24 protein-coding genes are annotated in these 22,943 nt (G+C 40.0%); 16 read left to right on the forward strand and 8 right to left on the reverse strand.

Going from position 1 to position 22,943, the window contains the following annotated elements; all coding sequences use genetic code 11:
- Positions 1 to 56 precede the first annotated feature (56 nt).
- The 3 genes from FTV14_RS08110 (at position 57) to FTV14_RS08120 (ending at position 3,170) form a co-directional block, all read left to right on the forward strand.
- Complete coding sequence (locus tag FTV14_RS08110; protein ID WP_373688482.1) at positions 57 to 623, forward strand: pilin; 567 nt, start codon at positions 57 to 59, stop codon at positions 621 to 623.
- A gap of 89 nt (positions 624 to 712) precedes the next feature.
- Positions 713 to 1,444 carry a TfpX/TfpZ family type IV pilin accessory protein gene (gene tfpZ, locus FTV14_RS08115; RefSeq protein WP_180053727.1) on the forward strand — a complete coding sequence of 244 codons (732 nt, stop codon included), beginning with the start codon at positions 713 to 715 and terminating at the stop codon, positions 1,442 to 1,444.
- A gap of 91 nt (positions 1,445 to 1,535) precedes the next feature.
- Positions 1,536 to 3,170, forward strand: a complete 1,635-nt coding sequence (locus FTV14_RS08120) for a PglL family O-oligosaccharyltransferase (protein ID WP_180053728.1) — start codon at positions 1,536 to 1,538, stop codon at positions 3,168 to 3,170.
- A 54-nt stretch (positions 3,171 to 3,224) separates the two neighbouring features.
- Here the strand turns inward: FTV14_RS08120 and bfr are convergent, their stop codons facing one another.
- The 3 genes from bfr to FTV14_RS08135 form a co-directional block, all read right to left on the reverse strand.
- Positions 3,225 to 3,689, reverse strand: a complete 465-nt coding sequence (gene bfr / locus FTV14_RS08125; protein ID WP_180053729.1) for a bacterioferritin — start codon at positions 3,687 to 3,689, stop codon at positions 3,225 to 3,227.
- 226 nt (positions 3,690 to 3,915) lie between these two features.
- The gene (locus tag FTV14_RS08130) at positions 3,916 to 4,110 is read right to left on the reverse strand and encodes a bacterioferritin-associated ferredoxin (RefSeq protein WP_004787097.1); all 195 of its coding nucleotides are present in this window, start codon (positions 4,108 to 4,110) and stop codon (positions 3,916 to 3,918) included.
- 219 nt (positions 4,111 to 4,329) lie between these two features.
- Positions 4,330 to 4,713 carry a RidA family protein gene (locus tag FTV14_RS08135; protein ID WP_004787096.1) on the reverse strand — a complete coding sequence of 128 codons (384 nt, stop codon included), beginning with the start codon at positions 4,711 to 4,713 and terminating at the stop codon, positions 4,330 to 4,332.
- Positions 4,714 to 4,844: 131 nt separating this feature from the next.
- On the opposite strand from FTV14_RS08135, the gene FTV14_RS08140 reads away from it, so the two are divergent.
- Positions 4,845 to 5,903 (forward strand): RNA-guided endonuclease TnpB family protein, encoded by a 1,059-nt coding sequence (locus FTV14_RS08140; RefSeq protein WP_004787095.1) that lies wholly within the window; start codon positions 4,845 to 4,847, stop codon positions 5,901 to 5,903.
- A 73-nt stretch (positions 5,904 to 5,976) separates the two neighbouring features.
- On the opposite strand, the gene FTV14_RS08145 is transcribed toward FTV14_RS08140, so the two are convergent.
- From FTV14_RS08145 to gmk, 3 genes are all read right to left on the reverse strand, one after another.
- Positions 5,977 to 8,082, reverse strand: coding sequence for a bifunctional (p)ppGpp synthetase/guanosine-3',5'-bis(diphosphate) 3'-pyrophosphohydrolase (locus tag FTV14_RS08145; RefSeq protein WP_180025548.1), 2,106 nt, complete (start codon positions 8,080 to 8,082; stop codon positions 5,977 to 5,979).
- A gap of 217 nt (positions 8,083 to 8,299) precedes the next feature.
- On the reverse strand, positions 8,300 to 8,581 hold the full coding sequence (gene rpoZ / locus FTV14_RS08150) for a DNA-directed RNA polymerase subunit omega (RefSeq protein ID WP_004650579.1): 282 nt from the start codon (positions 8,579 to 8,581) through the stop codon (positions 8,300 to 8,302).
- A 77-nt stretch (positions 8,582 to 8,658) separates the two neighbouring features.
- Complete coding sequence (gmk, locus tag FTV14_RS08155; protein ID WP_004787090.1) at positions 8,659 to 9,282, reverse strand: guanylate kinase; 624 nt, start codon at positions 9,280 to 9,282, stop codon at positions 8,659 to 8,661.
- Positions 9,283 to 9,417: 135 nt separating this feature from the next.
- On the opposite strand from gmk, the gene ispH reads away from it, so the two are divergent.
- The 12 genes from ispH (at position 9,418) to rplS (ending at position 20,349) form a co-directional block, all read left to right on the forward strand.
- The gene (gene ispH, locus FTV14_RS08160; protein ID WP_180053730.1) at positions 9,418 to 10,368 is read left to right on the forward strand and encodes a 4-hydroxy-3-methylbut-2-enyl diphosphate reductase; all 951 of its coding nucleotides are present in this window, start codon (positions 9,418 to 9,420) and stop codon (positions 10,366 to 10,368) included.
- Between the two features lie 165 nt (positions 10,369 to 10,533).
- Positions 10,534 to 11,088, forward strand: a complete 555-nt coding sequence (locus tag FTV14_RS08165; protein WP_180053731.1) for a prepilin-type N-terminal cleavage/methylation domain-containing protein — start codon at positions 10,534 to 10,536, stop codon at positions 11,086 to 11,088.
- The gene (gene pilV / locus FTV14_RS08170; protein WP_180053732.1) at positions 11,085 to 11,609 is read left to right on the forward strand and encodes a type IV pilus modification protein PilV; all 525 of its coding nucleotides are present in this window, start codon (positions 11,085 to 11,087) and stop codon (positions 11,607 to 11,609) included. Before FTV14_RS08165 ends, pilV begins: the two co-directional genes overlap by 4 nt.
- Positions 11,606 to 12,520 carry a PilW family protein gene (locus tag FTV14_RS08175; protein WP_180053733.1) on the forward strand — a complete coding sequence of 305 codons (915 nt, stop codon included), beginning with the start codon at positions 11,606 to 11,608 and terminating at the stop codon, positions 12,518 to 12,520. The genes pilV and FTV14_RS08175 overlap by 4 nt, the downstream gene beginning before the upstream one ends.
- A gap of 4 nt (positions 12,521 to 12,524) precedes the next feature.
- Positions 12,525 to 13,265, forward strand: coding sequence for a hypothetical protein (locus FTV14_RS08180; protein ID WP_180053734.1), 741 nt, complete (start codon positions 12,525 to 12,527; stop codon positions 13,263 to 13,265).
- 14 nt (positions 13,266 to 13,279) lie between these two features.
- Positions 13,280 to 17,119, forward strand: a complete 3,840-nt coding sequence (locus FTV14_RS08185; protein ID WP_180053735.1) for a hypothetical protein — start codon at positions 13,280 to 13,282, stop codon at positions 17,117 to 17,119.
- Positions 17,119 to 17,622, forward strand: a complete 504-nt coding sequence (locus tag FTV14_RS08190) for a type IV pilin protein (RefSeq protein ID WP_218948179.1) — start codon at positions 17,119 to 17,121, stop codon at positions 17,620 to 17,622. Before FTV14_RS08185 ends, FTV14_RS08190 begins: the two co-directional genes overlap by 1 nt.
- The gene (locus FTV14_RS08195; protein ID WP_180053736.1) at positions 17,616 to 18,047 is read left to right on the forward strand and encodes a type IV pilin protein; all 432 of its coding nucleotides are present in this window, start codon (positions 17,616 to 17,618) and stop codon (positions 18,045 to 18,047) included. Before FTV14_RS08190 ends, FTV14_RS08195 begins: the two co-directional genes overlap by 7 nt.
- Before the next feature lie 138 nt (positions 18,048 to 18,185).
- Positions 18,186 to 18,443, forward strand: coding sequence for a 30S ribosomal protein S16 (gene rpsP / locus FTV14_RS08200; RefSeq protein WP_004826436.1), 258 nt, complete (start codon positions 18,186 to 18,188; stop codon positions 18,441 to 18,443).
- 21 nt (positions 18,444 to 18,464) lie between these two features.
- A complete protein-coding gene (gene rimM, locus FTV14_RS08205; RefSeq protein ID WP_004787070.1) occupies positions 18,465 to 19,013 on the forward strand; it encodes a ribosome maturation factor RimM in 549 nt (182 codons plus the stop codon).
- A 43-nt stretch (positions 19,014 to 19,056) separates the two neighbouring features.
- Positions 19,057 to 19,806, forward strand: a complete 750-nt coding sequence (gene trmD / locus FTV14_RS08210; protein WP_180053737.1) for a tRNA (guanosine(37)-N1)-methyltransferase TrmD — start codon at positions 19,057 to 19,059, stop codon at positions 19,804 to 19,806.
- Positions 19,807 to 19,977: 171 nt separating this feature from the next.
- Complete coding sequence (rplS, locus tag FTV14_RS08215; RefSeq protein ID WP_004787066.1) at positions 19,978 to 20,349, forward strand: 50S ribosomal protein L19; 372 nt, start codon at positions 19,978 to 19,980, stop codon at positions 20,347 to 20,349.
- Between the two features lie 59 nt (positions 20,350 to 20,408).
- On the opposite strand, the gene FTV14_RS08220 is transcribed toward rplS, so the two are convergent.
- A complete protein-coding gene (locus FTV14_RS08220) occupies positions 20,409 to 21,389 on the reverse strand; it encodes a triacylglycerol lipase (protein WP_180053738.1) in 981 nt (326 codons plus the stop codon).
- A 169-nt stretch (positions 21,390 to 21,558) separates the two neighbouring features.
- Entirely contained in the window at positions 21,559 to 22,569 is a 1,011-nt protein-coding gene (locus FTV14_RS08225) for a triacylglycerol lipase (protein WP_180052402.1), read from the reverse strand.
- Between the last annotated feature and the right edge of the window lie 374 nt (positions 22,570 to 22,943).

Consider the following 22,943-nt stretch of genomic DNA (forward strand, 5'->3'; position numbering starts at 1 on the left):
TTTTCTTTTAGGCTTATAAATAAACAAAAACATTTGTGGAGAATGTTATGAAAACTATGCAAAAGGGTTTTACCCTTATCGAGTTAATGATCGTTGTGGCGATTATCGGTATTTTGGCAGCTGTGGCGCTTCCTGCCTATCAAGACTATACAGTTCGTGCGAAAGTATCTGAAGGTATCCTTGCAGGTTCGTCATGTCGTACTGCAGTAACCGAAGCAATTCAAAATGGAATTGTTCCTGCTGAAGGTATGTGGGGTTGTGAACAAGGTAAAGATGCAAGTAAGGATACTAATGGAAATGATGTCGCAGCAGAACGTGCCTCTAAATATGTGGCAAAAGTTGTTGTTAGTTCAGCAATGGCAACTCCAGGACAAATTACAATTACTTTAGAAAATGTGAGCGATCTTAAAGATGCTAAAGATACTTCAATTGTAATGGTTCCAATGACTAAAGCAAATACACCATTACAAGGTAAAGAGGTTACTAATACTGATGGGAGTAAAGGTGTTGACTTCAGTAGCGTTGCTTCAGCAGGTATTTCGGAATGGTCTTGTGGCCCTGCTAAGACTAAAGGTACTCCTGTGAAATATTTACCTGCAAGTTGCCGTGCAGTTCAATCTTAATATTTAATTTATTAAAAGCTGACTTCGGTCAGCTTTTTTATTTAATTAATGAAACCCGAGATTTTATTTTTGGATAGAAGACCATAACAATGTCAAAGCGTTTACGTTTTTTTGTGGGGCATGTGGCAGTCTCTGTATGTATTGCCTTGTTGGTGCTTGGTTTGGTGTATGGGCTGTGGTATCCAAGTCCTTTGGCAAAAGCAGTGGGTGTGACACATATTTTTTTAATGCTGCTTGCGATTGATGTAATTTTAGGTCCTATTCTTGGCTTTGTCGTCTATAAAGAATCAAAGAAAACGCTCAAGTTTGATCTTAGCGTGATTATTTTAATTCAAATCGCTGCACTTGTTTTTGGTGTGTATAACATTGCACAAGCACGACCTGCATGGGTAGTATTTAATACAGACCGTTTTGAACTCATCCGTAATAATGATCTTGTTCTATCCGAAAAAGCACCTCAAGATGAATTTGCACAAGTAAGCTGGGTGGGTCCACAATGGGCAGCAGTAAAGGTCACCAACGATGTACAACAAAAAAATGAAGACTTATTTGCAGAAGCTTTAGGTGGGCTTTCGATCGCACAGCGTCCTGAACGTTATATTGATATTGATGAAGAAAAAGCAACTTTACGGAAAAGAGCTTTACCTTTGAGTGGTTTATATCAATATAACGACAAACAGCAGGTGAATACAGTACTTGCTAAGTATCCTCAAGCAAATCATTGGTTACCAATGAAAGCATTATCTATAGATATGGTGGTTTTAATTAATAAAGAAAAAGCTGAGGTGATTAAAATTGTCGATCTTCGCCCTTGGAACTAACTTGTATTCGAAAGGTCAAAACAAAAAGCAAATTACCCTTTAATCTGCTTTTTGTTTATCATGTGCCAAACTTCTACTGCCTGATATTTCCATGAAATTCACGCTCGCCCTGATCGCAGCAATCCTGATCTCCCTCGCGTGGCTCATGCCCGTTCATTATCGGCCGTGGGTCACCTATACCGGTGAGCTATATGCCTTCTTTGCATTATTTGCGCTCGCTGCAATCTGCTTAAAAGAAAAACTAAAAGTCCCAGCTATTAGCTCACCTTTATTACTACTTGCCTGTGTATCATTTATACATTTACTGGCAGGGCAGGTGTTCTTTTTTAGTATCGCGATGATAGGCTGTATTTTCGTATTTAGCTTTTGGCTCGCAAGTGTGCTGGGGTATCACCTGTCAATAGGAAACTATAATCGAGAAGAAACCTTTACTAATCTGAGTTATGTATTTTTGGCTTCAGGGACGATTACGGGTTTAATTGCGCTGTGTCAGTGGTCTAATCTGGATTCTGTACTGCCAGGCATGGTAAATATCAGTGGTACACAGCGGCCTTATGCCAACTTTGCCCAGCCGAATAATATGGCGACTTTCCTTCTCATGTCATTGATGAGTTGTCTCTACCTGTATGAAAAGAAAAAAATCCAGACCAGATGGCTATTTTCATGTGCGGCAATTATTGTCATGGGTGTGGCTTTAAGCCAGTCCCGTACTGCATGGGTGGCTGCGATCGCGATTATGCTTTATCTGGCGTTATACCAATATAAAGGGATCATTCGCCTGAAATGGTATTACAGCACAGCATGGTTCATCTTTTTTATTTCCTGCATTGTCGCTTTTCCATTACTCAGTCAGCTGGCGACTCAGGTCATGGATGCCCAAGTGGTGCAAAGCCGTGATGTAGTATCTCGTGCCACGGGGGATATGTCACGACTCGCCATCTGGCAGCAAATGCTAGCGGCAATTCAGGCACAACCATGGTTTGGTTATGGCTGGTATCAGACCAGTGTTGCCTTCGTCTCAATAACGGATACGGTGCAAGGTCCAGTCTGGATTCGAAGTGCACATAACTTTATTATTGATTTCTTGCTGTGGAATGGGCTGGTTATTGGTCTGCCTTTCTTAGCCTATTTCGGCTATTTAGGTTATCAGCTACAAAGATGGGTGAAAACTCCTGAGTCGGTCATTGGTATTTTAATGATTGGGGCTTTTCTTACCCATGCCATGTTTGAGTTTCCGCAGCACTATGCCTATTTTCTATTGCCGGTCGGTTTTATTCTGGGTACGGTTCTAGCTCAAAATCCAAATATCAAAACCGTGACCTTACCCTCTATAGCGATGCAACTCATTTTCGGATTTGGCCTGCTGTTATTGATTGTGATCTATCGAGATTATGATGTCACTGTACCAAAACTTGGGCAAAGTATTCGTTATGAGCAACAGCCTGAAAAAATCACCAATCAACAGCCAATCTATTTGTTAACAGAGTTTAATCATCGTATCAGCTGGATTCGTCTTAATCCGTATAGCAAAGCATCCTCTGAACAGATTCAAGCAGGTGAGCAGATGGTATTAAGCTATCCAACTAAATATAATCTAATTAAATACGCCAAACTACTAGCTTTTAATAACTATAAAGATGAAGCCAAGCATCAGCTGCAACGCTTAAAAGTTATTCAAAAAACCGAACTCAGTTATGAAGAATTGATTCAGGATATGCCAAGATAAATTCCATATAAAAAAGCCAGCAAGAGCTGGCTTTTTTATTGATTCATTCTAAGTTTAGAGCTGGCTTTGAATATAGTTTTCGATACCAACACTTTCGATAAGATCTAGCTGAGTCGTAGTCCAGTCCAGATATTCCTCTTCTTTTTCCAGAATTTCTCGCACTAAATCACGAGTCACATAATCCATCTGTGTTTCTGCCAAAGCTACAGCCTGCTGAATGACTTCAATATTTTCTTTAACTTTGCGGACATCACACTGCAGTACTTCTTGAGTATGCTGGCCAATATATAATTTGCCAAGATGTTGTAGGTTTGGTAAGCCTTCAAGAAATAAAATACGTTCAATAATTTTATCGGCATGCTTCATCTGGCGGATGGACTCTTTATATTCTGTCGAACCCAGTTTTTCAATGCCCCAGTCATTAAACATGCGTGAATGCAGGAAATACTGGTTAATCGCTGTAAGGTGGTGATACAACACCTGGTTCAGCTGATTAATTACATCACGATTGCCTTTCATCGTATCACTCCATATAGCCTGTTGACCCATTTATTACTATGGGTTTTTGATTAACTTATCTTAAATCAATCGAGCAAACAATGGCGAGTAATTTATTGAACTGCAAATGAAAATCGCAATCAAAAAGCTTCAGGTGAAATATAAAGCAATAAAAACCCGCCAGAGTCAGAGGCGGGGGAGGAGTAATGATACGAGACCATTAATTTTATAATTATCGTTATCCGCTTTAGGCAGCAACCGCTAGCCGTGCAGCAATCTGGGAAATTTCATCACTAATGATCATACGGGCTTCTGGAGCACAACGGCCACAACACGTGCCTAGATCAAGCATTTCACGCACATCGCGGTAACTTTCGGCGCCATTTGCAATAGCATCTTTAATGTCTTGATCTGTAATGCCACGGCATAGACAAACGTACATAGGATACAACCACAGTGAATAAATAAGATAAGAGATATTATTGATAATTGTTATCGTTTGTCAATAAAAATCATTTGAAAATGCTTTTTATAATGATTGATGATTTAGATAAAAAAATATCACTCAAGCAAAAATCCGATTATTGCTCGGGTTTTTGCTTGAGTGATTCATGATTGCAAACGAAATATAGAAGCTTAGGTGTTACATAAATTTTAAAAATTATTGCTGAATGATGACTACGCCATCCATCTCGACCAGAGCATCTTTCGGTAGGCTGGCAACACCGAGTGCTGCACGTGCTGGATAAGGCTGGGCAAAATATTCACCCATAATCTGATTCACCAGCTGGAAGTGCGATAAATCAGTCAGATAAATATTCAGTTTGGCGATGTCTGCCAGAGAGCCACCGGCCGCTTCGCAGACGGCTTTTAAATTATCGAATACACGGCGAATCTGTGCTTCAATGCCTTCAACCAGTTCCATGCTGTATGGATCTAAACCTATTTGACCAGATAGATACAGGGTATCGCCCACAAGAATGGCTTGCGAATAGGTGCCAATGGCAGCAGGGGCATTTTCAGTATGGATTACTTGGCGGAACATTAATTTCTCCTTTTATCAAATGGAGCGTAAAACTCTGTCCTTCAGGGCAGAGATATAAGCGATACGACATAAAATGTCGTTGAATTTTTTAAAATCAACACCTTTAATTTAACATGATCTAAAATAAGCTCATGAAAACACTTAAATTACGCATAAAAGACAAACATTGCAAGGTGCTAGACCAATTAGCATCTGAGGTGAACTTTGTTTGGAATTATGTGAATGATTTGAGTTTCAAACACCTGAAAAGAACAGGTGACTTTTTCTCAGCATTTGATATGACTCAATACACAAAAGGAACTTCAAAATTGTGTGGTTTGCATAGTCAAACAGTGCAAGGGATAACAGAAGAATATGTTGATAAAAGAAGACAACACAAGAAAGCAAAGCTGAAATGGCGTGTGAGTAACAAGAAGTCAGCAAGACGTTCGCTTGGTTGGATACCATTTAAAAAAGTAGCGATTAAATATGCTGATGGATATGTGCAATACGGCAAGCAGAAATTTAAGCTATGGGATAGCTACGGCATAAGTAAATACAGCGTGAGAACAGGCTCATTCGTTGAGGATAGTCGTGGGCGCTGGTATGTGTGTCTTGTTGTGGACTCACCTAAACAAGACAAACCAACGGCAACTAAAGCGATTGGTATTGATCTTGGTCTAAAAGACGTTGCCACCTGCTCAGATGGTACTGTAATTTCAAATCCTAAGTTTTACCGTAATTACGAGCAGAAATTAGGGATTGCTCAAAGAGCAAGAAATAAAAAACGTGTACGTGCATTACACGCTAAAATTGCCAATTGTCGTAAAGACCATTTGCATAAAGCAAGCACTCTGCTTGTGAAAGAAAATGCACTGATTGTTGTAGGTGACTTAAGTGCGAGCAAACTTGTAAAAACCAAGATGGCGAAATCTGTTTTGGACACAGGATTTTCAGCACTGAAAACAATGCTCAAGTATAAATGCGAGAACGCAGGGGTATTGTTTGAGGAAGTCAGTGAGAAATTCACAACCCAAATCTGTTCGTGCTGCGGTGAAATCACCTCTAGCAGTCCCAAAGGTAGAACAGATTTGCGAATAAGAGTATGGGAATGTGAGTGTGGAAGTATAAATCATCGTGATTTAAATTCCGCTAAGAACATACTTGCGCTTGGGCATGAGCGTCTAGCAGTAGGAATCCGCTTGCTTTAGCTGGAGGATGTCAACATCAACATACATCATATTAGATCAATTCAACTGACAAAAGCATTATCGTTTTAAATGATTAACTGGCTTTAGAGGTTTCAGCAATATTGAGCGGTTGTTCTAAGCGGGTAATACGTGGAAAACCAAAATGCATGCGTAAATCACGAATAATCTTGGCAATCTGTTTACGGTTATGCACCACAATATTTACATAAGTTTTGCCATCATAATTACGCACCATCTCTACACCTGTATGGCCTTTACGACATTGATAAATCAGATCGGAAATCTGTTCATCGTCCATGGCCTGATCAATACAGAGATAGGCAGTAAAGCTGACATCATCCAGATCTTCAGTCGTCCATTGTAGAGGCATAATATTTTCAGGATGCATATGTTGTTCCTGCAATAAATTATGGCAACGGGCACGATGTACAATTAGGCCACGACGAGTCAGATGACCTTGAATTGGATCACCAAGTACCGGGTTGCAGCAATGTGCGTATTTAACATCTACACCTTCTGTACCCTGAATAAGACGACCTGAACTATTCGCATTTTGATGCTGGTCATGTGCAAATAAATGGTTAGCAACCAGTTGTGGTAATAAGTCACCTACAGCAATCTGTTCAAATAGTTGCTCTTTAGTGGGAACATGACGCCATTCCAGTACATTTTTCCAGTCAGCTTCGGTCAGATCGAGAATAGAACACTGGAAAAGTTTTAAGGCACGGTTGAGGGCCTGTTGACCCACAAGGCGCTGTTCATCAATGTCTTGATCGCGCAGGATATTCTGAATCGCGCGACGGGCTTTTTGGGTGTTAATAAAACTGAGCCAGTCCGGGTTTGGGGTTGCAAGAACATCAGTGATAACTTCAACGACCTGACCACTCAATAATGGCGTAGAAAGCGGTTTGGTTTCACCATTAATTTTAGCGCCAATAGCGTGGTTACCCAGGAACAGGCTGGCAGCATAGGCAAAATCAACTGCAGTCGCACCTTGCGGTAATTCATGCAGATGACCGTGAGGGGTATAAACCCAAATTTTTTCCTGATGCAAATAATCCAGTAATTCGCTGAACGTAGTTTTGGCGCATTCACCATCAACCAATACGTTCAGATTTTGCATGGATGCTTGAATGGCAGAGCGACAGGCTTGAGGGGCATTTTCACCAAGTACGACGCCAAAGCGTGCAGCTTTACGCATCAGTTCAGTTTGAATAGTTAGCGATAAAGTAGTCTTTTCGCCTTTTAAGCGCATGGTTAAAGACTGGTTGCCGCCTGGAAGGGGACGGCGAATATTGTCCTGATAATTTTGAACCGTAAAACTTTCAGTCAGAATATCTGCGAGACGGTCACAATCGGCAATACTCTGTAAGATAATTTCAAATGCGTGGCTATGTGTAAGTTCCTGCAGATCAATATCATTTTTTACAAAATGGCGTAATAGCTCGATATTATTGTTTTTCTTTTTAACCCGGCCTTCAATGGCATATTGCTGTAGTAATTCGTTAAGTTTCTGTTCCCACTTGGCCTGATATTCACAGCGTTTAGGCTTGGTTTCTAAAAGGGCAGCCTGGACATCATTATACATATCCAGATCCAGATTCTGATAACAGAGATGTTCCAGATTATCTGCCATTTCGTTCATGCCGACCAAGCGTGCCATTGGAACGAAAATTTCAAAGGTTTCACGGGCAATACGAGCACGTTTATCCGGGCGTAATGCTTCCAACGTAGTCATGTTGTGATAGCGATCTGCCAGTTTCACAATAATGACACGTGGATCCTGTAAAGTAGCTTGCAGGATTTTTCGGAAAGAGGCCGCTTTATTATATTCCTTATCACTGGAATGGCTGAGCTTGGTGACACCATCAACCAGCTCTGCAACCGTGCTGCCAAATTTTTCTGTAATGTCATCTTTATTGAAGTCGGTATCTTCAATGACATCATGCAGCAGCGCTGCCATTAAGGTTTCAGTATCTAGACGCATATGGGCCAGAATACAGCTCACCGCGATAGGGTGCAGAATATAAGGTTCACCACTTTTACGGGTAATGCCATCATGGGCGATATCGGCATAATCACAGGCCGCAAGCACACGTTCGACATCGCTTTCACTTAAATACGCGTCGATGATGATTTTTAACTGTTGCTTAGCTTCACTGACCTGTGGGCCTGGCATAAAACACCTTTAAAACTGGATTTTTTAACAAATAAAACAGAAAAAGCTCGTATGAAATGTATAACATAAAGTGGGTCAGTTTTTTCATATCAACAAGTGAAAAATTTATACTGACTTTAGAGCTAACCCTTATGTTATAACCGTTCTGCGCAAAATATAAAAGTCACAGAACAAAAAAAGCCTAGTTTAAAACTAGGCTTTTCGGAATGGTTTATTCTTATTGGAAAGAAAAACCATCTAAATTTAGATTATTTGCAGAAAGAGCAAGGTCTAAACTTGAAGTTTGATAATCTTGATCACGTTGTTTCAAAATATCTTTTGATACATGACCTGCAGCGATTTCACGTAAAGCAACTACAGTCGGTTTGTCATTGTCCCATTCCACAGTTGGTTCAATGCCTTGACGTGCCAATTGACGCGCGCGTTTGCTTGCCACTAGTACAAGCTCAAAGCGGTTGTCTACATGGTCTAAACAATCTTCAACGGTTACGCGTGCCATAAGAATTCTCGTTTTGAATAGTAAATTTCAACAGACTGCACAGTATAAAATGCTTTGTCTGGAGACTCAAGTTTTAATCACTGTTCGCTTGGAGTAATTAGAGCCTGGATCAGTTTTTCATGGCGGGTCGCTTGCTGGGAAAGGACCAGACGATTGGCGATAATCACAGATTCAAGATCATGTAATGCCTTATTAAAGTCATCATTGATAATGACATAATCAAAGTTGACATATTGCTGCATATCTTCGACTGCACAGCTAAGACGGTGTTCAATCACTTCAACAGAGTCTGTACCACGGTTGGAAAGACGCTGACGCAAATCAAACTGGCTTGGCGGAAGAATGAAAATCTGTTTAGATTCAGGAAAAAGTCGACGAACTTGTTGTGCACCTTGCCAGTCAATTTCAAGTAATACATCATGACCTTTGGCAAGTTGTTCTTTTACAGTTGCTTGTGCTGTGCCGTAGTAATTGCCAAAGACTTCGGCATATTCAATAAAACCACCTTCTTCGACCAGGTTTAAAAAGTCTTCTTTAGTCGAGAAATGATAATGTACGCCATCGAGTTCGCCAGGTCGTTGACCGCGTGTCGTATGAGAAACAGAAACATGAAGATTGTTGACGCGTTCAAGTAATGCTTTAACGAGGGATGTTTTGCCCGTTCCAGACGCTGCAGAAACGACAAACAAGAGACCCGACATGATATTTTTCCTGATATGATAAAATATCTTCTCTATTTTAGAGTAGACCGGCTTTAAACTAAATAGTTGTACGTCGATTGTTTTACATTTATTTCAATTGTAGCGCCATAAATTGAGTGAGTATTGAGGATTTCTATGGAAATTGTTTTAGCTAACCCGCGTGGTTTCTGTGCCGGTGTGGATCGTGCCATTGCGATCGTGAACCGTGCCCTAGAATGCTTTAATCCACCCATTTATGTGCGTCATGAAGTGGTCCATAACAAGTTTGTTGTAGATGACTTACGTCAACGTGGTGCAATCTTTGTCGATGAGCTAGATGAAGTACCAGATGACAATATCGTGATTTTTAGTGCACATGGGGTGTCTAAAGCTGTGCAGCAGGAAGCCGAACGCCGTGGTTTAAAAGTTTTTGATGCGACCTGTCCATTGGTCACTAAAGTACATATTGAAGTGACTAAATATGCCCGTGAGGGAGTGGAGGCGATTCTGATTGGTCATGAGGGGCACCCAGAAGTTGAAGGCACCATGGGGCAATATGATAAAAATAATGGTGGTGACATTTATCTGGTCGAAGATGAAGAGGATGTTGCAGCTTTAACTGTGCGTAATCCTGAAAAAGTCGCTTTTGTAACACAAACGACTTTGTCGATTGACGATACAGCGAAAGTCATTGATGCGCTTCGCAGAAAATTTCCGAATATTCAAGGTCCACGCAAAGATGATATTTGCTATGCGACACAAAACCGTCAGGATGCAGTACGTGATTTAGCTGCACGTTGTGATGTCGTGCTGGTTGTAGGATCACCGAATTCATCGAATTCAAATCGCTTGCGCGAACTGGCGGAACGTATGGGTAAAGCAGCCTATTTGGTTGATAATGCAGATGAGCTCAAGCAGGAATGGTTTACCAATATTTCTAAAATTGGGGTAACCGCAGGTGCTTCCGCCCCGGAAATTTTAATTAAGCAGGTGATTCAGCGTTTACAGGATTGGGGTGCACAGGCACCCAAAGAACTGGATGGGCGAGAAGAGAATATTACATTTAGTTTGCCAAAAGAGTTACGTATTCCTGTAACACAGGCTTAAATTGTTAACTATTTAACAATTTATTTTTCATTAAAAAATAAACAGATAGCTATAATATGATAGTTATCTGTTTTTTTATGCCTTTTATCTACTCTGTGTAGGTTTTGTAAAATTTATAGATATTATTTTTAATGGGGAAAAGTTTTGTTGCCTTGGGGAAATTGTATGCAGAAGAAAAAGAATGGATTTACGCTGATTGAATTGATGGTGACGATTGCAGTTTTGGGAATTATTGCAACGCTTGCTGCACCGAATATGATGACCGTGATTTATAAAAAACAGTTAGAAATATCTGCATTAGAATTAGCTCAGACACTTGCTAAAACCCGAGGGGCAGCAATTGCGCTTCGTAAAGATGTATCCTTGGAGTTTAAAAGTTCTTCAGATACGGGAAATGAATTTTACTGGTTACCTAAATATGAAAATGTCAAAATTTTAAGTAAAATTGCTCCAGAAGGGATATTATTTTCACCAGTAGGTCTTGCAAGAGAAAGAAAAACATCTATAAGAAAAAGCATGATTGCTAATCCTAACTATGATGCAACTCTACCTGAAGATCCTTTGTCAAATCCTAAGCAAATTCCTGAATGGGAGGAAACAACCGATCTTGTCTTTGAAATTTGTCATGAGAAAGTTGCTCAAGTTAGATCGATTAAAATTTATAAGAGCGGAGTTATTGGGAAGGTTGAAATAAAACCATTATTAGGGGTGTGTCAATGAAAAAGCAATTTCAGCATGGAGTTGGAATGATAGAGGTGCTAGTTGCTTTAGCTCTTCTTGCAATCGCTGTATTGGGTTTTTCTATGTTACAACTCAGAGCCCTTGATGCTATGCAAGAAGCAAGTGATCGTACTTTGGCTATGACTCTAGCTCGTGATTTAGCAGAGCGGATACGTGTAAATCGGACTCAATTAACTGAATACAAAGAAAAAATTAATTCAGGTTTGGCTGGTATTTCCAAGTCTTGTAATGTGCCTGATAGCACGGGTTCAAGTAGGACTACAACACCAATGTGTAGTCGTAGTGAAACTGCAGCTTATGATGCTAGTCAAATGATTCAAGCCGTAAATAATGCGGGGATGAAAATGATTATTGGTGATTGCCATGGTGGTGATCGTCAATGTATTTATATTGCTTGGGGTGATACAACGATTACGCAAAATAACGTGTCAATGTGTATGGTTGCCGGAGTTTATGTTGCAGGGGCTAAGTGTTTGGTAATGGAGGCCTATGGAACATGAAAAATATAAAAGGCTTTACCCTCATAGAGCTAATGATTTCATTAGTACTTGGATTATTAATCGCTGGTGCTGCTATACAAATTTTTATAACAGCGAGCCAAAGCGTACGTTTTCAACAAGGTGTTGCTAACATACAAAACAGTGGGATTTTTGGTTTAGATTACATAATTAAAGATATACGCCGTGCAAATATTGATTCAAATGTGGCCGCCATGACAGTATCTACTAAACATGGAGGTATCGTATTTAGTGGAGAAAACTTAACTTCTAGCCCAGAAAGTATTGTAAACAAAGACCAATTAGAGGCTTTATTGACACACAGTTCAGTGGGTCCAAGTAATCTAAAAGATATAAAAAGTGATCAATTGGTTATTCAATATAAGAATACGATAGGTAGTCAATACAATTGCGAGGGGGAACAAGTGCTCCCTAATCAGTTTGTAGTTCAACGTTATTTTGTAAAAGAAGAAAGCTCATCCGGTGTGAAATCACTATCTCTAAGATGTAAAGCAATGACTTATGTTGGTGATGGTGTCACTGATTTTAATATATCCGGAAATGGTGAATTGTTAATACCAAATGTTGAACACTTTAGAGTGTTGTTTGGTGTTGCGAAGGATACAGCACCAGCTGGAAGCTTGGATGGTATTATGGATCAATTTGCTTATATATCAGCTTCAGAATATAAAAAACTCTTAGATAAACCACAAATCGTTTCTGTACAGATAGGTGTTTTGTTGAGGTCGCCAGATTCAGTTGCAAATGGTACAGATAAAACAAAATTCAGTATCTTGGATTTGGTTGAAAAAGAGATTAATCCTCATGCTGATAACGCCAGGTATATTAGAAGTGTAGTAACTCAAACTGTTGCATTACGTAATGGTTTTGGGGTTAAGAATAAGGCGGAGTAAAACCATGAAAAAAATACAAAGCGGTAATACTCTGATAGTGGTTCTAGTTGTATTGGTGTTAATAACAATAATTGGAACATGGGCAATACGTGGCTCAATTACTTCATTAAATATTGCAACAAATGCACAAGCACAAGCCCTTTTAGTTCAAAATTCGGATGCAGTATTTTTTCAATTGGAATCTTATACAGACGATGCATTAAAAATTGCTGAGCTCCAGTTGGATAATGGGATGATTGGATTTGTAAATAAACCTGAGAATAAGGGAAAAGAACTTGTCTACTGTTTACGTAAAAATGAAAGCACACAAAAATATAACTTAGGTAAAGCAAGTTTAGTGTATTGGCAAGGAACCTCAATTCGTAAAAATGATATGGGGCAGCAAGGTTATTGCAAGGTTGGTCAAGCGAATGATTATGTTTCCAATAGAAATGCTGTAATCACACGTGTTGGTGTGCGGTCAAGTTTGGAAAATAGAACAGATTGGAGCCATATGTACGAAGGTTCTGATCCAGAAACTTATGGTGGGAAAGATATTGGAACTATTATTGTGAGTTCGATTTCTTATCTTCCAAGTTTATCTACTGCAAAAGATTCAGAAATAGATAAGTGTGTAATGAACTATCCAAGCTTCAATATCATTGAAGCAGGAGTAACCTTAGATAGTGTTGCTGATTGTTTGACCCGTAATAACGTGCCATACAGTGCGCAGGAAATGGAATATCAGCTTCGGCAAGTGAATTAAGGTGGGGAAATTAAATGAAATTTATACAGAAAAATTTAAATCAAACCGCCTTAAACAAGGCGAAGTTAACCATATTAGCAACATCAATTACAACTTTGATCTGTAGTGGTGTCAATGCGAGTGATATTGATATTTATACTGCTCCAACTACAAGCGGTTCTACAACAACCTTAATCATGATGTTAGATGTTTCAGGAAGTATGCGTGTAACTCATCCGACTCCTGATGTTGCATTAGCAGCATGTGATTTTTCATCTTTTACAAATTCTAATTTTTATGATTGGGTTAAAACACAGAAAAGTGTAGATATAGATAATACAAGTCTGAGTTATGATCGATATACCTGTAGGAAATCAAATTCTCGAGGGAATTATGAGTATAGATATCGTGAGTGGTATAAATTCGGGAGGTGGTATGGAAGTTGGGTTAGGTGTAAAAATAGAGATTGTACAAGTACTGATAATTTGAGTGGAGAACCATCTAATATATATACATTAGGTTATGGAATGAAGGTAGTGCCGAATGGTTTAAATGACTCTTACACTTACTTCTACAAAACAAGTGGAACTCCTTTAGAAAATCAAAATGACCGTATTACAAAACTTAAGGATGCAATGGTCTTATTATTGGTAGGTGGGAAAGATAGTAACAATAATAATGTTACAAAACTAGATGATAAAATTATACTGGGTTTATCTACTTTAGGTGCTGTTAATGGGACATCAACAATAAATGCAGGAACAATTGTAGTACCAGCAAGACGGTTGGATGCAGATGTAACTGTGGGTGGAAGAACCATTAAGCAACGGCAACTGATTTTGGAAAAAGTACTAGCTATTAATCCTATTTCAGGTACGCCAACCGCAAATTCCTATGCTGAAACGGCAGCTTATTTATTGGGTAAGAGTACCTCAGGGTTAACTAATACAGGTTTTGATTGGTCTGATTCTTCTACAGATACTAGAACTTCAACTGGATATACTCAACCCGACTCTATCAAATCACAATTAAATCTTACCGATGATGCTAAGTCTTGTCACGCTCAGGGAATTTATGTACTTACTGATGGCGAACCTAATGATTTAGGAGATAATAATAATACTACAGGAACTAGAGGACTTGTTCGAGCAGCGCTTGATAATAATTCTTTCACTTGTGATGGAACAAAAGAAGGGTGGGATTGTATTTTTAAATTAAATGATAATTTAGCAGATAAAACAAAAAATAAATCCAAAGTAGATATCCTCACTGCAGTGATCGGTTTTGGTAAAGGATTTACTGTAATTCCAAATACCGCTCAAACTGAAAGTGAAATTGATACGTATACTTCTACTAGTCAGAACGTAAGAAATACTGCAAAGTGGGGTATAAAAGGGAATGGTGGATGGTACTCAGGAGAGTCTACAGATGATATTGTTGAAAGTTTTAGTAAATTTTTAGGTAAAGTTAGAACGAATATTCCTGGGGTTAGTACAGGTACAGCAACTATTCCTGTAGATGCGCTTAATAGTAGTTCCATTCAGCCATTTGGATATTTTCCTCAATTTGTTCCAAAGGTAGCTAATACAGATTTACAGCAGACTTGGTATGGTAATCTTAAAAAATATCATGCTGTGAATGGTTCTTTGTATGGCACTAAAACAGGTACTCAGCCTGTCATGCAAAACGATGAAATTAAAAATATAGCAGATGAGTGGAATAATCCAAATTTCACTCCTGATTCAAATGAAGTGGCATTTATGCATGGTGCGTTGAGTCAGTTGATACGAGGATATCGTACTACAACAACTCCGAAAGAGAGATTGATTCTGAGTGATTTTGTTTATAAAGATCAAGCTGAGACAAAAAGCTTAAATTTAAGCACATATGATGCAGATGCTGGTAAAACCATTTATCAAGCGATTTCGACATCATATAACTTGACTGCAAATGCACCTTATCGCGAAGCATTAATGAATCTATTAGGTTATGAAAATGCTCAAGCAGGGGTAAATCTACAAAATTTAGCTACGGATGCAATTTCTAAACAAGTACCACAAATAGGTGCTATTTTACATTCGAAACCTATTTTGCTAACGCAAGAAGGTAAGCCAACCCTAACAAAGGCGAATGATGGTAGCGTTTTAATTGATACAACTGATCGTAAGGATTATATTTTATTTGGTTCTACACAAGGGCTTTTACACGTTTTAGATGCAAAAACTGGTAAAGAAAAATTTGCCTTTCTGCCGTATGAAATGATTGAAAAGCAAAGTGAAGCATTTAAATATAATGGTGGTGCTACTACAGGAGGTAAATCTAATCTTTACTATGGGATAGATGGGGAGTGGACTGCTCATACAACCTATGTGAGTAAGTCTGATGGTACATTGAGCGTAGATGGTGGTAAGCGAACAATTATAAATGACGATGATAAAGAAGAAGAAATAAATCTAAAAGGTAAACAGTGGGTCTATGGAGGTCTGCGAATGGGGGGGCGTAGTTATTATGCTTTAGACCTGACTGATCTAGATACTCCAAAAATGAAGTTTCATATTGACCCTAAAAATAGCAAGGTTCATTATTTAGAAAATAATGTAACAAAAGAAAGAATAATTACCGAGCTTTCTAAAATGGGCCAAAGCTGGTCTAAGCCAACATTAGCATATGTAAATTGGAAAGGTAGTCGTAAACTCGTCATGCTTGTTGGTGGAGGGTATGATAAAGGCTATGAATCGCCTGTATATGACCAAAGTCTTAACGTGGACGAAGAAATCAAAGATCATGAAGGGAACATGGTTAAGAAAAAAATTGGTGCTGGCGTGTATATGTTCGATGCTGACAATGGTGACTTATTATGGTCTGTGAGTGGTAATTACAATGCTTCCTCTACCGCTGGCGATAGAAATATACAGTTAGCTGGAAACAGTGTAGGTATGGACTACAGTATTGTGAGCTCAATTAAAACAGTTGACCGCAATAATGATGGTTTAGTTGATCATTTGTATTTCGGAGACTTAAGAGGCCAGGCTTTCCGTGTAGACTTTAATCCCACAGCTACATTCTTTAGTTCACAAGTATCTAAAATCTTAGATTTAAAAGATTCTTATCGCAGATTCTATGAACAACCTACCTTTACTATTCATCATCAGAAGGGGGTCGCTGCTGTAAGTATTGCATCTGGTGATCGAAGTAGTCCAATGTACGGTAAGTCTGTCAATGCTTCTGGTAATCATAACTATGATGGAGTATTTGTTGTTTATGATTATGATGTTTTTCGAAGTAAAGATCCGAATATCATGGCAAATATCACTCGTAAATTGGGCACGACTAGTTTAGGTGGTCATGGCAAGTTAAGATTGTTGGAAAAAAGAGTAGATGCTGGATTAGAAGCGAATAAAAAACCTGTCATAAATAGTAATGTGCAAAACGGTGATGGTGGTTGGTACTACTTATTTGATAAAGAGGAAAATTTGACAGCATCTCCTTCAAAGGATAAGCAAATTCTAAAAAGCTTTGCTTCACTAATTGCTATTGAAAATGACTTATATGTACCAGTTTTTGATGCTTCTAAGGCAGGTACAACGGGTAGCTGTAGCGCTGGTGTGGCTGGTGAAACTAGTATTCATCGATTCTGTATGCCATATGGTGTATGTGCACAGAATATTTTTGTTGCTTTAGGTGCTGGTATTGGTGAACCAATTATGGGAGGGGGACGTGATGGTGATAATAGTAAACGATCACTCTTTATTTTGAATGAAGATAAGAAAGGTGGTGGGGGAACAGGATCACCCACACAAATTAAAAATTATGGTGGTGCATTAAAATTCATTCCAAACCGCTGGTATGAGCAATATGCTCAAGGTGGTGGTTGATGATTAGCTTTAGGAATGGATTTACGTTAATTGAATTGATGGTGGTTGTAGTGATCGTGGCTATTTTAGTCGCGATTGCACTACCTAGTTATCAGCAATACACTCGAAAAAAGGATATGGCATTAGTACAGCAAGAAATGCTCAAATTAGCAGATCAGCTAGAGAGGCATAAGGCTAAGAATTTCTCTTATAAAAATTTTGATCCAAAGTATATTTATAATGGCGTTTCCACGCCATTAGCAGCAGTTTATGTTCCAGGCGGTATATCTACTCCAAGTTCCAAGTACAAGATTGAAATAAAAGAAGTAGGGGAATCCTCCACAACTGATTTATTGACATCCAGTTTAGGCAAGACATGGTCAATGAAAGCGACGCCAATCAATACTAATGACTCTTTGCTTTATAGTTTTTTACTTACGAGTCAGGGTGTTAAGTGTAAAACCAGAGAGGCAAGTAATGTGTCTTTCACAGAATGTTCAGGTCAGAGGCGGGAAGATTGGTGAAAAGTAAAGGATTTACTCTGATTGAGCTAATGATTGTTGTAGCAATTATCGCTATATTGGCGATGATTACATATCCTTCATATCAAGAATATGTCAAAAGAACTAAACGTGTCGAAGCACAAACTGAATTACTTGGTATTGGGCAGAAATTGGTAAGTTATAAATTAGCTAATGGCTCCTTTTATGGAGCATCATTAAGCAATATTTATGGCAGAACTACTATTAATAAATCTGGATCTGATACTTATAATTTAAATTTATCAAGTACAACAAATAACCCTACACACACTTGGATATTAACAGCTACCCCTACGGGATCTCAAGTTGGCAACGGTGCAATGGTGCTAGATTCTAATGGTAAGCAATGCTGGTATAAGGGTAAAGACGATGCTACAGGTACGTGTTTGAGTTGGACAGATAAGTAAATTCAAAATTGTGGATAACCAACTTTTGATCTTTCATTCAGGGCAAACTTCGCGTAAAATATTGCCCTCTATGAAAGGGGTTTGAAGTGTTCCGGTGGTCGGTACATGAATAATCCGTAAAAACTATAAGGTTCTATCATGGTTGTTATTCGTCTTGCACGCGGTGGTGCTAAAAAACGTCCGTTCTATCAAATCATTGTGACTGATAGCCGTAATGCACGTGACGGTCGTTTCATCGAACGTATCGGTTTCTTCAACCCTACAGCTCAAGGTAAAGCAGAAAAACTTCGTTTAGATGCTGACCGTTTTGCTCACTGGGTTTCTCAAGGTGCTCAACCTTCTGAACGTGTTGCTTCTTTAGCTGCTCAAGCTAAGAAAGCTGCAGCTGCTGCTTAATTTTAAGGTAGCAGGTAGCCCATGACACCAACACAGAATGTTCCCGAAGATCGTATTCAGATTGGACAGTTACGTTCAGCATATGGATTAAATGGGTGGCTCTGGGTCTATTCCAATACAGAACCTATGAGCAACATATTTGACTACCTTCCTTGGTACATTGAGACCAAAGCAGGTTGGCAAATTGTCGATGTAAAACGTTGGAAACCACATGGCAAGGGCTTGGTTGTTTCGCTAAAAGGTGTGAGTGATCGTACCGCAGCAGACGGCCTGGTGGGTGCTAATGTCTGGATTTCTAAATCGCAACTGCCTCAACCAGGCGTGGACGAGTATTACTGGTCTGATTTGAAAGGTCTAACTGTGTTAGGTCTGGATGAAGAAGAACAGGAAGTGAATCTCGGTCAAATCCATGAAATGTTTGAGACAGGTGCCAATGACGTAATGGTAGTTCGCGCTACTGCTGACAGCGTCGATGGCGAAGAGCGAATGATTCCATGGCATAAAGATGTGGTACAGCGGGTTGATCTCGAAGCTGGTCGTATCTACGTAAATTGGGGCGTAGATTATTAATCCTTAAAAAGGGTTAACACAGCAGGAAAATGAGGAGTCTGCGGTGTTCTTTGCAGTCATTACGCTTTTTCCTGAAATGTTTGAAGCGATTACAGCCTACGGTATTAGCGGGCGCGCAGCAAAACGTGATTTGATGCAAATTCATTGTATTAATCCACGAGAATTTGCTGAAGGGAACTATAAACGGGTGGATGAACGTCCATTTGGTGGTGGTCCCGGTATGGTGATGATGGCTGAGCCATTATCGAAAGCAATTCATCGTGCCAAAGAGCTTGCAGCGCAAGCGGGTGCAGTTAACGTTCCTGTGGTGTATATGTCACCACAAGGAAAAACCTTAAATGAACCTGCGGTACAGGACTTCGTTAAATATGACGGACTGATTGTACTGTGCGGACGTTATGAAGGTGTCGATGAACGTTTGATCCAGAAATATGTTGATCAGGAATGGTCGATTGGAGATTACGTGTTATCGGGTGGTGAGCTCCCTGCGATGGTTTTATTGGACAGTATTATCCGGAGACTTCCGGGTGCAATGTCAGATGAACAATCACACGTACAAGACTCATTTGTGGATGGTCTGTTAGATTGCCCACAATATACCAAGCCAGACCATTTTGAAGGTATGGATGTACCGGACATCTTGAAATCGGGACATCATGCCAATATTGAGAAATGGCGGTTTTTGCAGCGATATCAGCGCACTTTGGAACGCCGGCCTGAATTGGTAGAAAAAGTTGAACTGACCAAGCAGCAAAAGAAATGGCTAAAAGATTTAAAAAGTGGCAACAACTAATCCTGTTGTCCAAATCTGTATTTAAGCAATGTTGTTTAAATATTTAAAATAGGCTCTTTGTGCATTGAAGCGGTCAAGCATAAAGGGAAAGTCAATCGGGTCTATGCGATTCAGCCTCTATACCCAGCGATAATCAGACCTCTTCTGACTCGCACATATTGGAGATACCCCATGAGCGGTAAGCATCCTTTAGTACAAGCTGTTGAAAATGCTCAGCTTAAACAAGACATCCCAGCTTTTGCACCAGGTGACACAGTAGTTGTCCAAGTAAAAGTAAAAGAAGGCGACCGTGAACGTCTACAAGCGTTCGAAGGCGTTGTAATCGCTAAGAAAAACCGTGGTCTGAACTCTGCGTTCACAGTACGTAAAATTTCTAGCGGTGTGGGTGTTGAGCGTGTGTTCCAAACTCACTCTCCAATCGTTGCTAAAATCGAAGTGAAACGTCGTGGTGACGTTCGTCGTGCTAAACTTTACTACCTACGCGAATTGTCTGGTAAAGCTGCACGTATTCGTGAAAAATTGCCAGCTCGTAAACAAGGTTAATTTTAGCCTTGCTTATCTGCAAAAATGCGCCTTTGGGCGCATTTTTTTATGTTTAAATTTTATAAACCTTGTAGTTTTAAACGATTAGCATGCTGACGATAAACATCTACAGGGTCTGGAGCGAATATACTCTTTAATCCGAGGACCTGGTTCACTTCATCCAGATGGTTCCAGTTGTAATTATCACGAATGGTTTTACCAAACTTGGCACTACAACGGGCTACTAAACCGTCATTTTCTTTACCGCCATCAATTAACAAGCTTGTGACTTTGAGTGCAGAGTCAAGATCCAAGAGATTGGTCACTGTTCCTACGCCAGTAAATGAATAGTTGTAAATCTCTTTATTACCATATTTCCATCTATATTCACCTTCACCACAGGCTGTGGTCGGCATGCCAATTGGATACCTTTGGTTAAATTTCGCAGAGCCTGATGCCGTTAAACTGCTGCCACCCGCAAGTGAATCATGCGGATAAGAGTTTGGGTCCAAGCCTTGGGCCCAGGTGATGGCTTTAGAAACCAGATTTATCGTGCCGACCAGAGGTGCTTCAATAGCAGTCCCTTCAGCTTTTAGAATCAGGTCTGCAACCGGTGAACCTTTGTGCGGTGCACCTACTGTGGTTAATGAAGCCACCAGTTTAGGTTCTGAACCGGCCACATAACGAATTGTTGGGCCACCATGTGAGTGTCCGATCAGATTAACTTTATCTGCTCCGGTAATTGCGGCAATTTCCTTGACCTGCTCCAAAAGTTGTTCACCGCGAATTTCAGATGAGTTAAAAGGGGAGACTCGCGTTGCCCAAACATTCGCACCATTACGGGCCAGATCAGGTAAAATCTGATACCAATAGTCCAGTCCAAACTGGTCAGTGCCAACCCGAATGAAACCCGCCATGCCGTGTGAAAATACAATCGGATATTTGGTTTTGGCATATTGTGAACTGGCTTTCGCCGTCACCTGACTGGCCTGGGTAGAGGCATGAGCCGTAAAGCAGGCCGCTGCCATGAGCAGACCTGTCGTTAATACTCCATATTTCATCATTATTTCCTCATTCTTGTTGTTGTGTTAAGGCGATCCTCGCCATAATGTGGGGAATAGCCAGCTGAAAAGCTGACCCATTAAGCGTTTTGAGTGTTTTATCTCCCTATTTTTTTAAGTGAAAATAACGAAAAAGCCCTTATATCCGTAGATATAAGGGCGATGAAAATTATAGATTCTGAAGTTTTAAACGATTGGCATGTTGACGGTACATCGCCACCGGATCCGGAGCAAGCAGGCCTTTAAGACCAAACATCATATTGGCCAGATCGGTATGGTTCAGCTTGTACTGGTCATTAATCACCTTACCAATGAATGCACTACAACGGGCAACCATGCCATCGTTGTCTTTATTGCCGTAAGATAAAGGGCCAAGCTGCATCAGGATGGTATCGATATCCAGTGCATTGGTCGCTTGAGCCACACCGGTCCAAGAATAATAATAGATACCGTTACGGTCTTTTGATTTCAGGTTCTTATTACAGTTTTCTGTGGAGGCTAAGACACCATCCTGCACCATCTGTTTGGCCACGCTGGCATTAAAAGAGCTGGAGCCAGTTTGGGTCAGGGATTTCATGGATGCATCGAAATCAATTTCCAGTTCAGGTTTGAACTGTCCCAGTGCGATCAGTGGCCCAATAATATAATCACCGAGAACATTAAAAGCAGTGCGGGTAAGAGTATTGTTCTGAATATCATCGGCCACTTTAGAGCCATGATAGGTGCCTGCAACCCCCGTAATGGATGCAATCTGCTGCGGTCGAGTCGCTGCCACATAGAGTACAGTCGGGCCACCATGGGAGTGACCGATGAGATTGATTTTTTCCTTCCCTGTAATTGCCAGCACTTCATCGACCTGATGAATGAGCTGTTCACCACGGTGGGTCGTGGTATTGGCAGGCGACAATTGGGCGGCAAACACGGTAGAGCCATTACGAGCCATATCCGGCAGAATCTGATACCAGTAATCTAAGCCAATGGTATCAGTACCTATGCGTTGCCAGCCTAGCCAGCCATGCACCATCAGAATAGGATATTTGGTTTTGGCATAGTCTGATTTGGCTTTTTCAGTGACCTGAACTGCACTTGCTGCCGCCTGGGTTTGTGTTGAAAAGCCAAAACCGAGGCCTGCTGCCAAGGAAAGCGCCAGCATCTGTGTTGTTTTAATAAAAGTACGCATAACCGTTCCTTTGTTCATTTTATTGTTATAAAAAGCAATCATTGCTCGGGAGTATTGATGCGCGATAAATATTGAAGTTGGATGTCTCGATCGTGCAGACCTAATCTTCAATCACGCGCAAAAATTATTATTTTGAAGCAGAAGCATTTTTTCATGCTGATGAGCCAATTCCATGTCATTTCGGGCCATGCCCGATGAGCATTTATGAGTCCATAAATTTGCAATTTATATACGTATGTATTTTATTGTTAACTCCTTGAAATATAAGATTGATGAATGTTTAGGTTGAAATAGTTAGAAACAAATAACAATGTTAAAAAAAGTAATCAGCCCAAGAAAATCAAGGCTTTCAGAGAGAAATGGCTCTGTCAAAC

It is taken from the genome of Acinetobacter sp. YH12236, from assembly GCF_013417645.1.
In the GTDB taxonomy this organism is placed as follows: Bacteria; Pseudomonadota; Gammaproteobacteria; order Pseudomonadales; family Moraxellaceae; genus Acinetobacter.

Coding starts and splice junctions, on each gene's coding strand:
- FTV14_RS08110 (WP_373688482.1), top strand. CDS start 57: ATGCAAAAGGGTTTTACCCTTATCGAGTTAATGATCGTTGTGGCGATT.
- tfpZ (WP_180053727.1), top strand. CDS start 713: ATGTCAAAGCGTTTACGTTTTTTTGTGGGGCATGTGGCAGTCTCTGTA.
- FTV14_RS08120 (WP_180053728.1), top strand. CDS start 1,536: ATGAAATTCACGCTCGCCCTGATCGCAGCAATCCTGATCTCCCTCGCG.
- bfr (WP_180053729.1), bottom strand. CDS start 3,689: ATGAAAGGCAATCGTGATGTAATTAATCAGCTGAACCAGGTGTTGTAT.
- FTV14_RS08130 (WP_004787097.1), bottom strand. CDS start 4,110: ATGTACGTTTGTCTATGCCGTGGCATTACAGATCAAGACATTAAAGAT.
- FTV14_RS08135 (WP_004787096.1), bottom strand. CDS start 4,713: ATGTTCCGCCAAGTAATCCATACTGAAAATGCCCCTGCTGCCATTGGC.
- FTV14_RS08140 (WP_004787095.1), top strand. CDS start 4,845: ATGAAAACACTTAAATTACGCATAAAAGACAAACATTGCAAGGTGCTA.
- FTV14_RS08145 (WP_180025548.1), bottom strand. CDS start 8,082: ATGCCAGGCCCACAGGTCAGTGAAGCTAAGCAACAGTTAAAAATCATC.
- rpoZ (WP_004650579.1), bottom strand. CDS start 8,581: ATGGCACGCGTAACCGTTGAAGATTGTTTAGACCATGTAGACAACCGC.
- gmk (WP_004787090.1), bottom strand. CDS start 9,282: ATGTCGGGTCTCTTGTTTGTCGTTTCTGCAGCGTCTGGAACGGGCAAA.
- ispH (WP_180053730.1), top strand. CDS start 9,418: ATGGAAATTGTTTTAGCTAACCCGCGTGGTTTCTGTGCCGGTGTGGAT.
- FTV14_RS08165 (WP_180053731.1), top strand. CDS start 10,534: ATGCAGAAGAAAAAGAATGGATTTACGCTGATTGAATTGATGGTGACG.
- pilV (WP_180053732.1), top strand. CDS start 11,085: ATGAAAAAGCAATTTCAGCATGGAGTTGGAATGATAGAGGTGCTAGTT.
- FTV14_RS08175 (WP_180053733.1), top strand. CDS start 11,606: ATGAAAAATATAAAAGGCTTTACCCTCATAGAGCTAATGATTTCATTA.
- FTV14_RS08180 (WP_180053734.1), top strand. CDS start 12,525: ATGAAAAAAATACAAAGCGGTAATACTCTGATAGTGGTTCTAGTTGTA.
- FTV14_RS08185 (WP_180053735.1), top strand. CDS start 13,280: ATGAAATTTATACAGAAAAATTTAAATCAAACCGCCTTAAACAAGGCG.
- FTV14_RS08190 (WP_218948179.1), top strand. CDS start 17,119: ATGATTAGCTTTAGGAATGGATTTACGTTAATTGAATTGATGGTGGTT.
- rpsP (WP_004826436.1), top strand. CDS start 18,186: ATGGTTGTTATTCGTCTTGCACGCGGTGGTGCTAAAAAACGTCCGTTC.
- rimM (WP_004787070.1), top strand. CDS start 18,465: ATGACACCAACACAGAATGTTCCCGAAGATCGTATTCAGATTGGACAG.
- rplS (WP_004787066.1), top strand. CDS start 19,978: ATGAGCGGTAAGCATCCTTTAGTACAAGCTGTTGAAAATGCTCAGCTT.
- FTV14_RS08220 (WP_180053738.1), bottom strand. CDS start 21,389: ATGAAATATGGAGTATTAACGACAGGTCTGCTCATGGCAGCGGCCTGC.
- FTV14_RS08225 (WP_180052402.1), bottom strand. CDS start 22,569: ATGCGTACTTTTATTAAAACAACACAGATGCTGGCGCTTTCCTTGGCA.